This window comes from Streptomyces sp. NBC_01142 (genome assembly GCF_026341125.1).
Classification (GTDB): Bacteria; Actinomycetota; Actinomycetes; order Streptomycetales; family Streptomycetaceae; genus Streptomyces.
The window spans coordinates 3246960-3259120 of the sequence record NZ_JAPEOR010000001.1 but is presented as its reverse complement, the minus strand read 5'-3'; the positions used below and the strand labels follow the sequence as shown (position 1 = coordinate 3259120).

Annotated in this window: 7 protein-coding genes; 6 read left to right on the top strand and 1 reads right to left on the bottom strand. The window is 68.3% G+C overall.

Going from position 1 to position 12161, the window contains the following annotated elements; all coding sequences use genetic code 11:
* Window positions 1–55 precede the first annotated feature (55 nt).
* From OG883_RS14525 to OG883_RS14500, 6 genes are all read left to right on the top strand, one after another.
* Entirely contained in the window at window positions 56–637 is a 582-nt protein-coding gene (locus OG883_RS14525) for an N-acetylmuramoyl-L-alanine amidase (RefSeq protein ID WP_266540063.1), read from the top strand.
* Between the two features lie 57 nt (window positions 638–694).
* Complete coding sequence (locus OG883_RS14520; protein WP_266540061.1) at window positions 695–1948, top strand: helix-turn-helix domain-containing protein; 1254 nt, start codon at window positions 695–697, stop codon at window positions 1946–1948.
* A 158-nt stretch (window positions 1949–2106) separates the two neighbouring features.
* Window positions 2107–3576, top strand: coding sequence for an aldehyde dehydrogenase family protein (locus OG883_RS14515; RefSeq protein WP_266540059.1), 1470 nt, complete (start codon window positions 2107–2109; stop codon window positions 3574–3576).
* Complete coding sequence (locus OG883_RS14510; RefSeq protein ID WP_266540057.1) at window positions 3573–5159, top strand: APC family permease; 1587 nt, start codon at window positions 3573–3575, stop codon at window positions 5157–5159. The genes OG883_RS14515 and OG883_RS14510 overlap by 4 nt, the downstream gene beginning before the upstream one ends.
* 21 nt (window positions 5160–5180) lie before the next feature.
* Complete coding sequence (locus OG883_RS14505) at window positions 5181–6746, top strand: GMC family oxidoreductase (protein WP_266540055.1); 1566 nt, start codon at window positions 5181–5183, stop codon at window positions 6744–6746.
* A 99-nt stretch (window positions 6747–6845) separates the two neighbouring features.
* A complete protein-coding gene (locus tag OG883_RS14500) occupies window positions 6846–8369 on the top strand; it encodes an aldehyde dehydrogenase family protein (protein WP_266540053.1) in 1524 nt (507 codons plus the stop codon).
* Window positions 8370–8815: 446 nt separating this feature from the next.
* Here OG883_RS14500 and OG883_RS14495 read toward each other — a convergent pair whose 3' ends face one another.
* On the bottom strand, window positions 8816–12079 hold the full coding sequence (locus tag OG883_RS14495; RefSeq protein WP_266540051.1) for a hypothetical protein: 3264 nt from the start codon (window positions 12077–12079) through the stop codon (window positions 8816–8818).
* Between the last annotated feature and the right edge of the window lie 82 nt (window positions 12080–12161).

Sequence of the window (12161 nt, the reverse complement as noted above, 5' to 3'; positions counted from 1 at the left end):
AGGTCGCCGCCGTACTGCACCGACCCCCGACACCCCCACAGGAGAGGCTCCCCCCATGGACCGTAGACGACTGCTCCGGGGTGCCGCTGCAGCGGCCGCCGCCGGCGTCCTGCTGCCCGCGGGCCGCGCCCAGGCTGCCGCCAGGGCCGACACCGACTATCCGCTCGGCCACTGGACGCCCGCGACGACGGCCAACTACACGGCATCCGACCGCCCCTCGGAGTATCCCGTCGAGTATGTGGTCATCCATGTCGCCCAGGAGACCTTCGCCGACACCGTCGGGATCTTCCAGGACCCGGCGCGGCAGGTCTCCGCGCACTATGTGGTCCGCTCGGCGGACGGCTATGTCGCGCAGTGCGTACAGGAACGCAATGTGGCCTGGCACGCGGGCAGCTGGGACTACAACACACGCAGCATCGGCATCGAGCACGAGGGCTGGGTGGACCAGCCCTCGTACTTCACCCATGCGATGTACACGCAGTCGGCGGCGCTCACCGCCTCCGTCTGCAACCGGTACGGCATCCCCAAGGACCGGGCGCACATCATCGGTCACCACGAGGTGCCCGGCTCGGACCACTCCGATCCCGGTCCGTACTGGGACTGGGTGCGCTATATCCGTCTCGTCAACTTTGTCTGACGCAGGGACGGTTGTCGGGCACCGCGGACAGGTTCACGATGGCCTCAGGAGGCCGAGTTGAGCGACGCATGGGTGGCCCTGGAGTCCGGCGTGGATCCGGCGGAGCGGACCGCCGCGCTCCGCCGCGCGTACGAGGCGTATCTGACGGTGGGACGGGTCGAGCGTCCGGTACGTCCGGTGGTCGCCGACTCCTGGCGGCGCTCGGCCCGTGCGCATGTCAGTCCGGAGGGCACCGCGGGCGTCGAGCTGGACGAAGACGCCCTGGGCGCGTACCGCTCGAGCCACCCGCTGGCGCGGGCGATGCCGCTGGTCCGGGAGCTGACAGGCGCGTACGCCATGGACGGCGAGCATCTGGTCGCGGTCTGCGACGCGCACGGACGGCTGCTCTGGGTCGAGGGGCCTTCGGCCACCCGCAGGAAGGCCGGCCGGATGAACTTCGTGCCGGGCGCCCGCTGGGCCGAGGCGGTCGCCGGGACGAACGCGCCGGGCACGGCGATAGCGGTGGACCGGCCCGTCCAGGTTTTCGCCGCCGAGCATTTCCGGCGGCCCGTGCAGGCCTGGACGTGTGCGGCTGCTCCCATCCACGACCCGGGCACGGGGCGGGTGCTCGGCGCGGTGGACATCACCGGCGGGGACCGGCTGGCGCATCCGCACAGCCTTGCGTTCGTCGGGGCCGTGGCGCGGGCCGCCGAGTCGCAGCTGGCGCTGCTCGCCCCACCGCCCGCGGCCGGCCGGGTGCTGCTGACGGCGCTGGGGCGGGACGAGGCTCTGCTGGTGACGGGTGGGCGCAAGGTGCGCCTGAGCCGTCGGCACAGCGAGATCCTCGTGGTGCTGGCCCGCCGCCCGGAGGGCATGGGCGGCGACGAGCTGCTGGTGGAGCTGTACGAGGACGAGACGGTCACCCCGGTCACGCTGCGGGCCGAACTGTCCCGGCTGCGCCATCTGCTCGGTCCCGGGCTGCTGCGTTCGCGCCCGTACCGCCTCGCCGTGCCCGTCGACGCGGACTTCGACACGGTGGCGCGGCGGCTTGCTGCGGGTGCGGTGACCGGGGCGATGAGCGCGTACGCCGGTCCGCTGCTGCCCGCCTCGCAGTCACCCGCGGTGGTGCGGCTGCGGCGCAGGCTCGAGGAGCAGTTGCGGGCGGCGCTGATCGCACGCGGTGATCCGGGGCTGCTGGCCGACTGGGCGTACACCCCGTGGGGTGAGGACGACCTGGTGGTGTGGCGGGCCCTGGCCTCCGTCCTCCCCGCACACCAGCGGCCGTCCGCGCTCGCTCGCGTGCACGAACTCGACGCCTGGCTGGGTACGTGACGGCTCCGCCCGGGGCCGGCGCATGCGCCTGTTCGAACGTGCGGCCGATGACGTTCCCACCGGATGACCGCTTCCACACTGCGAACACCGCTCACTCTCCCTACTGTCGGTAGATGGAGCACGACAGGGCATGACCGTCCGAACCCGGAGGAGCCCCCATGCCGGAGCTGTTCATCGGTGGTACATGGACCGCCGCTGTCGACGGGCAGGTACGCGAGATCCGCTGCCCCGCCGACGGCACCCTCGTCGCGACCGTCGACGAGGCAGGGCCCAAGGACGCCGCGGCGGCGATCGCCGCGGCCCGGGACGCCTTCGACCGCGGGCCCTGGCCCGCCACCCCCGCGGCCGAGCGGGGCCGGCTGCTGCTACGCGTCGCCGACCTGCTGGAACGTGACAAGGACGCACTCGCCCGAGCCGAATCCCTGGACACCGGGAAGCGGCTCGTCGAGAGCGAGTACGACATGGACGACATCGCCAACTGCTTCCGCTACTTCGGGAACCTGGCCGCCTCGGGCGGCAGCGACCGCATCGTCGACGCCGGCAACCCCGAGGCGGACAGCCGGGTGGTGCACGAGCCGGTCGGCGTGTGTGCGCTGATCACCCCATGGAACTACCCGCTGCTGCAGACCGCCTGGAAGGTCGCCCCGGCGCTTGCCGCGGGCAACACCTTCGTACTCAAGCCCAGCGAGCTGACCCCGCACACCGCCATCATTCTGATGCGGCTGCTGGCCGAGGCCGGGCTGCCCGACGGGGTCGCGAACCTCGTCCTGGGCGCGGGACCCACGGCGGGCGCACCGCTGAGCGAGGACCCGAGAGTCGACCTGGTGTCGTTCACCGGCGGGCTCGTCACCGGCCGGCGCATCATGGCCGCCGCTGCCCCCACGGTGAAGAAGGTCGCCCTGGAGCTCGGCGGCAAGAATCCGAATGTCGTCTTCGCCGACGCCGACTTCGACGCCGCGGTCGACTACGCCCTGATGGCGGTCTTCCTGCACTCCGGCCAGGTCTGCTCGGCCGGAGCGCGGCTGCTGGTCCAGAACGAGCTGCACGACGCCTTCGTCAAGGAGGTGGTCAAGCGGGCCCGGGCGATCCCGCTCGGTGGCCCGTTCGACGAGAACGCCCGCACCGGACCGCTCATCTCCGCCGCGCACCGCGCCAAGATCGAGGCCTACGTGGCCGCGGGACTGTCCGAGGGCGCGGTGCTGCGCTGCGGCGGCAAGCGGCCCGACGACCCGTCCCTGCAGGACGGCTACTACTACCTGCCGACGGTGCTGGACGAGTGCACCCCGGGCATGTCGGTGGTACGCGACGAATCGTTCGGCCCGGTGCTCACCGTGGAGCGGTTCCGTGACGAGAACGAGGCGGTCGCCCTCGCCAACGACACCGTCTACGGCCTGGCCGGAGCGGTCTGGACGCAGGATGTAGCCCGGGGGCACCGGGTGGCGTCGAAGCTGCGCGCCGGCACCGTATGGATCAACGACTTCCACCCCTACGTGCCCCAGGCCGAGTGGGGCGGAATGAAGCAGTCCGGCTTCGGCCGAGAGCTGGGCCCGGCCGGACTGGCCGAGTACCAGGAGGCCAAGCACATCTGGCGCAATCTCTCGCCGAGTCCGCAGAGGTGGTTCGAATGAGTACGGAGGCCGGCCAGGGGCCGGAGCCCGCGGGCCCCGCCCGGACCCAGACCGAACACGACGACGACGCGCTGGGCGAGCTCGGCTACCGGCCGGAACTCAAGCGCACCCTGGGCAACTTCCACACCTTCGCCGCCGGGATCAGCTACATCTCGATCCTGACCGGAACCTTCCAGCTGTTCTACTTCGGTGTGGCTTTCGGCGGTCCCGCCTACTGGTGGTCCTGGCCGATGGTCTTCGTCGGCCAGCTGATGGTGGCCCTGTGCTTCTGCGAGCTGGCCGCCCGCTACCCGGTGGCCGGTTCGGTCTACAACTGGGCCAAGAGCATGGGCGGGCCGCACATCGGCTGGCTCGGCGGCTGGATGATGATGACGGCCACCATGGTGACGCTCTCGGCCGTGGCGCTGGCCTACCAGGTCACGCTGCCGCAGATCGACGAATCGTTCCAGTTCGTGGGTGACGGCAGCGGCACGAACGACGCGGCGGCCAACGCCGTACTCCTCGGCACGGTGCTCATCCTGTTCTCCACTGCGGTCAACGCCTTCGGCGTCCAGCTCATGGCGCGGATCAACTCCGCGGGTGTGTTCATCGAGCTGATCGCCGCCGTCGCCCTGATCATCTGCCTGGCGGCACACATCACCCGCGGCCCCAGCACCGTCCTGACCGACACGTACGGACTCGGCAGCGGCCAGCCCCTCGGCTATTTCGGTGCCTTCCTCACCGCGTCGCTGGCCTCCGCGTATGTGATGTACGGCTTCGACACGGCGTCGTCACTGGGCGAAGAGTCGCACAATCCGAGCCGCAACGCGCCCCGCGCCATCCTGCGGGCGCTCATCGCGTCCTTCCTCATCGGCGGCCTGATCCTGCTCTTCGCCCTGATGGCCGTGCCGGATCTGAACGCGAAGGAGCTCAGCACGAGCGGTCTGCAGTACGTGGTGCTGGTGACGCTCGGCGCGACCATCGGCGAGATCTTCCTGTGGTGCGTCGTCGTCGCGATCACCGTCTGCGTCCTCGCCGTTCATGCCGCCGGCATCCGGCTGATGTTCGCCATGGCACGGGACAACAACCTGCCGGCAGGCTCGGTGCTCGCCCGGGTCAGCCCGCGCTTCCAGACGCCCGTGGTGCCTGCCGTCGTGATCGGTGCGATCGGCGTCATCATCCTGGTGATCAACATCAACCAGCCGCAGATCTTCTCGGTGATCACCAGCATCGCGATCATCATGATCTACCTGGCGTATCTGCTGGTCACCACGCCCATGCTGATCCGGCGGCTGCGCGGCACCTGGAAGCCCGCCGAAGGCAGCTTCTCGCTCGGCAAACTCGGTCTGCCGATCAATATCGTCGCCGTGCTGTGGGGCGCCGCCATGTCCCTCAACCTCGCCTGGCCGCGCGCCGAGGTCTACAACGCGACGGGACCGCAGCACTGGTATCTGCGCTGGGGCGCGTTCCTCTTCATCGGCGTCGTCGCGCTCGGCGGCTTCGCCTACTACTGGTTCGTACAGCGGCACAAGACCGGCGTGCTCGCCGAGCACCGGTTCCAGGCCGCGGACTCGCCGCCGCAGCCCCCGGCCGCCGCCCCCTGATCCTCTGATCCTGGAGAACCGATGCCCGCTCAGAGCCCCCTGGCCGAGTTCGACTACGTCGTGGTCGGCGGCGGTACGGCCGGCGCCGTCGTCGCCGCGCGGCTGTCCGAGGACCCGGACATCAGCGTCTGCGTACTGGAGGCAGGCCCCTCCGACATCGGCGACGACAGCATCCTCCGGCTCGACCGCTGGATGGCCCTGCTGGAGTCCGGCTACGACTGGGACTATCCGGTGGAACCGCAGGAGAACGGCAACAGCTTCATGCGGCACGCCCGCGCCAAGGTGCTCGGCGGCTGCTCCTCGCACAACTCCTGCATCGCGTTCTGGGCACCGGCGGAGGACCTCGACGAGTGGGGCGCGACGGGCTGTTCCGGCTGGAGCGCCGCGGACTGCTTCCCGCTCTACCAGCGGCTGGAGACCAACGACGCGCCCGGCGACCACCATGGCCGCTCGGGCCCGGTCACCCTCCGCACCATCTCGCCGCACGACCCGTGCGGTGTTGCTCTGCTCGAGGCCTGCGCGGCGACGGGCATCCCCACCATGCCGTTCAACACCGGCACCACGGTGATGCGCGGCGCGCACTGGTTCCAGATCAACGCCCGTGAGGACGGCACCCGTTCGTCCGCGTCGGTCTCCTATCTGCACCCGATCCTCGGCAAGCGGCCGAATCTGGAAGTACGTACCGGACTGCAGGCCAAGCGGCTGCTGTTCGACGACGGCGGCCGGCGCTGCACGGGCGTCGAGTATCTGGAGCCCGACACCATTCACACCGGGGCGGTACACGCGCGGCGCGAGGTGATCGTGGCCTGCGGGGCCATCGACTCGCCGAAACTGCTGATGCTGTCGGGCATCGGACCGGCCGGGCATCTGCGCGAGTGCGGGGTGGAGGTCCGGGTGGACTCCCCCGGTGTCGGATCCCATCTCCAGGACCATCCCGAGGGCGTGATCATGTGGGAGGCGAAGCAGCCCATGGTCACCTCCTCCACCCAGTGGTGGGAGATCGGCATCTTCGCGGACACCGAACCGGGCCTGGACCGGCCGGACCTGATGTTCCACTACGGCTCGGTGCCGTTCGACATGAACACCTACCGGCGCGGCTACCCCACCACGGACAATGCCTTCTGTCTCACGCCGAACGTCACCCGGGCCCGCTCGATGGGTACGGTCCGGCTGCGCACCCGCGACTTCCGCGACAAGCCGAAGGTCGACCCGCGCTACTTCACGCACGAGCACGACATCCGGGTGATGACGTACGGGCTCCGGCTCGCGCGCGAGATCGCCGCCCAGGCTCCGCTGGCCGACTGGGCCGGTGCGGAGCTGGCGCCCGGTCCGGATGCCAGGAGTGACGAAGAGCTTTTCGCGTACATCCGCGAGACGCACAACACCGTCTACCACCCGGCGGGCACGGTGCGGATGGGCGCGGCGGACGACGCGGACTCGCCGCTCGATCCGCAGCTGCGGGTCAAGGGTGTGAGCGGGCTGCGGGTGGCCGACGCGTCCATCATGCCGTTCCTGCCCGCGGTCAATCCGTGCATCACCACGATGATGATCGGCGAGAAGTGCTCCGACATGATCAAGGAATCCTGAACGGCCCTCCACCGCAACGTGGTTGCAACGTCCCGGCACCTAGCCTCGCGGCGAGCGCCGCCCAGAGGCGGGCGGCACCCTCACCGGGAGGCCATGGAGATGACCCGATACGCAGCGCCGGGCAGCGACGGCGCGATCGTCTCGTACGAGTCCCGTTACGACCACTGGATCGGCGGCGCGTATGTCCCGCCGGCCCGCGGCCAGTACTTCGAGAACCCGAGCCCGGTCAACGGCCGCCCCTTCACCGAGATCGCCCGCGGCACCGCCGAGGACGTCGAGCGGGCACTGGACGCGGCACACGCCGCCGCCCCCGGCTGGGGCCGCACCGCGGCCGGCGACCGCGCGAACATCCTGCTCAAGATCGCTGACCGGATGGAGGCGAACCTCGAACAGCTCGCGGTCGCGGAGAGCTGGGAGAACGGCAAGCCGGTACGCGAGACCCTGGCCGCGGACATACCGCTGGCCATCGACCACTTCCGCTACTTCGCAGGGGCTCTGCGCGCCCAGGAGGGCACCCTGAGCGAAGTGGACGACGACACCATCGCGTACCACTTCCACGAGCCGCTCGGGGTCGTGGCCCAGATCATCCCGTGGAACTTCCCCATCCTGATGGCGACTTGGAAGCTGGCGCCCGCCCTGGCCGCCGGCAACGCGGTCGTCCTCAAGCCGGCCGAGCAGACCCCGGCGTCCGTGCACTACTGGATGAGCCTGATCGCCGACCTGCTGCCGCCGGGCGTCGTCAACATCGTCAACGGCTTCGGCGCGGAGGCCGGCAAGCCACTGGCCTCCAGTCCGCGCGTCGCGAAGATCGCCTTCACCGGGGAGACCACGACGGGGCGGCTGATCATGCAGTACGCCTCCGAGAACATCAAGCCGGTCACCCTGGAGCTCGGCGGCAAGTCGCCGAACATCTTCTTCGACGACATCTGGGCGGCCGACGACGATCTGCGGGACAAGGCACTCGAGGGCTTCACGATGTTCGCGCTGAACCAGGGCGAGGTCTGCACGTGTCCGTCGCGGGCACTGATCCAGCGGGGTCACTACAGCGAGTTCCTGGAGGCGGGCATCGCCCGCACCGAGCAGATCGTGCCGGGTCACCCCCTGGACACCGACACCATGATCGGAGCCCAGGCCTCCAACGACCAGCTCCAGAAGATCCTTTCGTATCTGGACATCGGCCAGCAGGAGGGCGCAAAGATTCTGGCGGGTGGTCAGCGCATCGACCACGGCGGCGAGCTGGCCGGTGGCTACTACGTCCAGCCCACGGTCTTCGAGGGCGACAACCGTATGCGGATCTTCCAGGAGGAGATCTTCGGCCCGGTCGTCGCCGTCACCTCCTTCAGCGACTTCGACGACGCGATCAAGACGGCGAACGACTCGTTGTACGGCCTCGGCGCGGGGGTATGGACCCGTGACATCAACACGGCCTACCGGGCGGGCCGCGCGATCCAGGCGGGCCGGGTCTGGACGAACTGCTACCACGCGTACCCGGCGCACGCGGCGTTCGGCGGCTACAAGCAGTCGGGGATCGGTCGCGAGAACCACCGGATGATGCTGGACCACTACCAGCAGACGAAGAACGTTCTTTGTTCATACAGCCCTCAGAAACTTGGCTTCTTCTAGAGCCTCAAGTTGGTTGCCTGGAGGGAGCTTTACCTTTCCAGGCACCCACAGGGTGCAGCCACTATCCGTGACCGCTCAGCAACGTTCCGGACCCGTTCACTATGGAACTGCGCCCATCCCGGACCAGCCACGGACCAGCTGGGGGCACTACGTCACGTCGCCCCCGGCGGGGCAAAGCATCCGAAGAAGTGCGGACGACGTCGGGTGACGGGTGTGGTCACACGGTAGTGGGCTCTCGGGTTGTCTAAAGGTCGTTGAGCGCCACGAGACTGGCCCTCAGCACATGCCGACGGTGTCGCGGTCCGGGATGACGCCACGTTCTCGTTGTTTGCGGAGGTGCACGAATCTTCGCTACTCGCTTTGCGCCCACGACCTCGGTCTGTGGGCGCGGGCGGAGAAGGCGAGGCAGCGGCCGTTGCCGCAAGCTCGTTGGGGGTAGGAAGGGATCAGCTAGGCACTCCTGGCTTCTGGGACTGCGCACCGATGGAGGCTGCGCGAACGCTGTGCCGGACGTCGCGGGAGAGGATTTGCAGGACTTCCGCGGATAGTTCGGCTGCTTCCGGGGCCGCCAGAGCTGCCGCTTCCGCCAGGACGCGGCGCACACGAAAGTCACCGTCCCGCGCCAACTGCAGGATCGTGTCCCTATGGTGAGCGGGATGACGCATGCAGAGGACCGCACCCGCCTGGCGGACACCGACGTAACCGTGCGCGGCAAGGATGCCAAGGCCGATCCGAGATGTAACGTCGTGCGGGAGTTGAGACAGCGTCACGGCTACATCATGAAGGATCTCGGTGTCCTGCTCGGAGAGCAGACTGATTGCCTGGTGGCGTACCCAGACGTGGTCCTCAGGGTCAGTGGCGGACACCTCAGCCAGCCGTAGCCCCTTTCCGCGGAGCGACGCCGAACCGCCGGAGATCTTGAACGAGCTGAGCGGGTGGGGACTACCGGTCACTTCTCCGTCCAGGTAGCTTCCATCCCGCTTCCCGAGTGCGTACTCCTTGGCTAGCAGGAACGTCTGCCGATGGACTTCGACCGGCAGGTCGATGACCAGGTTGCGGGCACCGGTGATGGCGTCCTGCCGTGCCATAGCGATCTCGCGGGGGTCGGCCGCGATGTCCATGAGCCTTTCGAGGCACGTCTTGCGCGCATTGATGTGGAGGCTGCCAACCAAGTAGGAGTCTTCCACCAGCCTCGTGCCGAGGTCGGCGCGGCCTGGGTCCGGGGCGGGCCGTCGCAGGATGCGGTCGCGTGCCTGCTCGGCATTTCCCCGTACTGCTGGATGCCCAGGGTCGATGGCCATCCGTGCGACGTCAGCCAAGTACAGACCTTTGTCGTCGAGTTGAGACACCCGTGCACGAAGAGCAGCGAGATCCTCCCGCTCCGTTAGCAGTTTGACCACCTCATCTTCCACGACCAGTTTCAGTGCCTTATCGGCCCCGCCGTCGGCCAGATCGAAGAGTCGCGTGAGGGCATTTGCCGTGAGGCTGGAGTGGACCCTGGCGATGGCGACACACGCCGTTGCGTGTCCGTCGTCGGAGAAGTGGTATTGGTTGGGTCCTCGTGTCACATCGGCGGCAAGCAGGTCGAGGAGAGTCTGGGCCTGAGTCGGCGTTCCTCGCGCCCCGAGAGCACAGGCGCTGCGTGTGGCCTGATGCGTGAGGTGGCGAAGTGGGGATTCCATCAACTCACCCGTTCTGCCGCGCTCGGTGAGAGCCAGCAGTGCGGTGAGGTGAGCAGCAGCCGTGTCGTCATCGAGTAGATCCGCCTGCGCCGCAATCAGTGCCGCGCGAGCGTGCAGCGTCCACCACGGTGCATCGCTTAGAGGGCCCACTGGCAAAATGTGATCGCCCTTGGCAGCGATCTTCTCCAGCTTCTTAGCCCGGCCCGCGCGTTGGAAATGCTGGGCAGCCAGATCCAGTTCGCCACTGTCGCGATAGAGGTCCCCGAGGAACGTGAGGGCCTCGGACTCGCTTGCCCAGTTGCCCGTAATCACTGTGTCGGTGAGCCAGCGCCGGGCGGACAGAGCCGCTTCGACAGGCTTGCCTGCGACCACAGCCGACAGGGCCTGCTCCCTCGGAGAACGGACCCGGCTAAGAAGCCGGCCGCGGCCGGTGGTCCGCAGAGCTTGAGCCAGCCTATGTTCGTCGTCGATGTCCGTTGTGAGCGGACCGTACTGGACGTTCACGGCCCGTACGGCATACAGCCAGTCGGCGGCGTCCTCGGGGAGTCCAGCGTTGATGGACTCGTGAACCGCGTCTCGCCAGCACTCCACTGCTGATTCGGCGCGCCCTTCAAGAGCGCAACGGCGTGCCTCTCGTGCATTGATCAACGCCGCGTGACGACCCGGGACTTGGTGGTACCGGGCCAGCTTCCTGAGCGCAATGCGCTCAGCATCGTCGTACTCGGCGCGCACCAGACGCAGGCGCATGACGGCATCCTCCGTAACGCGTTCGATCTGTCCCGAGCCCTCGGAGCCTGCGCGCTCGATCGCGGCGTCGATGATGGGGCCGAAGCTCTTCAGACTGTCCGAGTCTGCGGCCAGGAGGTTCTCGGCCGCCAGCAGGACGAGTAGGGGTTGGTACGCAGGCTCGTCAGGCGAGGTTTCGCGCAACGCCTCGATCAGAGTCGCGACGTGGCCAAGGGGGTGGAGGGCACTGTCGACGGCGGCGCGCACCAGTTGGATGTGGCGCTGCACTCTAGCGCCCGGCGGTGTTTCGGAGGCCGCATCGCCTTGGGCCAGTCCGCGGATCCGATGGATGAGTCTCCTCGCCTCATCCCGAATTCCGTAGTGCAGCGCAGCGACCGCGAGCTCCGCTGCTAGAACGACGGCTTCATCCGTGCGCTCGGCAGCAACGAGCGCATCGAGTTGCTTGCCGCGCAGGGTGTCAGCATGTCCACGGAAACCTTCGTCGTCGAGTCGCTGCGCCAACTCGCCATAGAGCCGGGCGGACTCCTCCGGTGTCGTCGACAGCTGTTCGTCGGCTCGTCGCAGGACGGACAGGACATCGTTCGTCCGCAGTGGGCCGACGAGGATCCTCTCTGCCCACTCCTGACGGTCCGGCAACGGCACGGGCACCCCCAGCAGAGGCGCTCCAGTGCAGAAGGTCTCCGCGGTCTCGCGGGTCCAGAACCGGGCGACCACGTCGCCGAGATAGCGCAGGTACTCATTGATCTGTTCGGAGCCCCACAGCTCAAGGTCCAGGTCGGCATGCGTGTTCTGAAGCTTGCCGAGTTCGTCCTCCAGCTGGGTTGTGCGGGTCTCGGCAGAGGTGGCAACGATGAGTCGTCGGGCGTCGAACGGACGCTTGCCCTCAGTGAACTTCTTGACGGCCGCCCGCAGGTCAGCGGTGGTGAAAGTCTGGTAGTCCTTGCACTGGACGACTGTGTAGCTGCTGTCCGGTTCCCGTCCGGCCAGGTCAATGCCGTGCTGGGCCTGTCCTTCGACGCCGTAGCGGCGAAACTTGGTTTCCCTCAAGCCCCGTACACCACGGCACACCGCGACGAGGAGCTTCTCGAAGCGGTCCCAGCCGATGTGTAGATCGAGGTCTTCGCCTGGCGGAGTATTACCCGGGTGTCCCGACGATGGCGGGGTACTGAGCGCGGGATCTGCGGCGCAGGCTTCCCAGCGCTCCTCTACGGCGTCGGCCGCTGTTGCAGGGTTCAAGCCGGGGGCGTGCGGTACGTGGTGATGCTCATCGGAGTGGGACACGCAGATAAGTGTCGCGCGTGCCACTGACATCAAGCGCCAGCCGTACCCGGACGACCTCATCCAACGCGTCCACGCCCTGGGT

Coding starts and splice junctions, on each gene's coding strand:
- OG883_RS14500 (WP_266540053.1), top strand. CDS start 6,846: ATGACCCGATACGCAGCGCCGGGCAGCGACGGCGCGATCGTCTCGTAC.
- OG883_RS14510 (WP_266540057.1), top strand. CDS start 3,573: ATGAGTACGGAGGCCGGCCAGGGGCCGGAGCCCGCGGGCCCCGCCCGG.
- OG883_RS14525 (WP_266540063.1), top strand. CDS start 56: ATGGACCGTAGACGACTGCTCCGGGGTGCCGCTGCAGCGGCCGCCGCC.
- OG883_RS14515 (WP_266540059.1), top strand. CDS start 2,107: ATGCCGGAGCTGTTCATCGGTGGTACATGGACCGCCGCTGTCGACGGG.
- OG883_RS14505 (WP_266540055.1), top strand. CDS start 5,181: ATGCCCGCTCAGAGCCCCCTGGCCGAGTTCGACTACGTCGTGGTCGGC.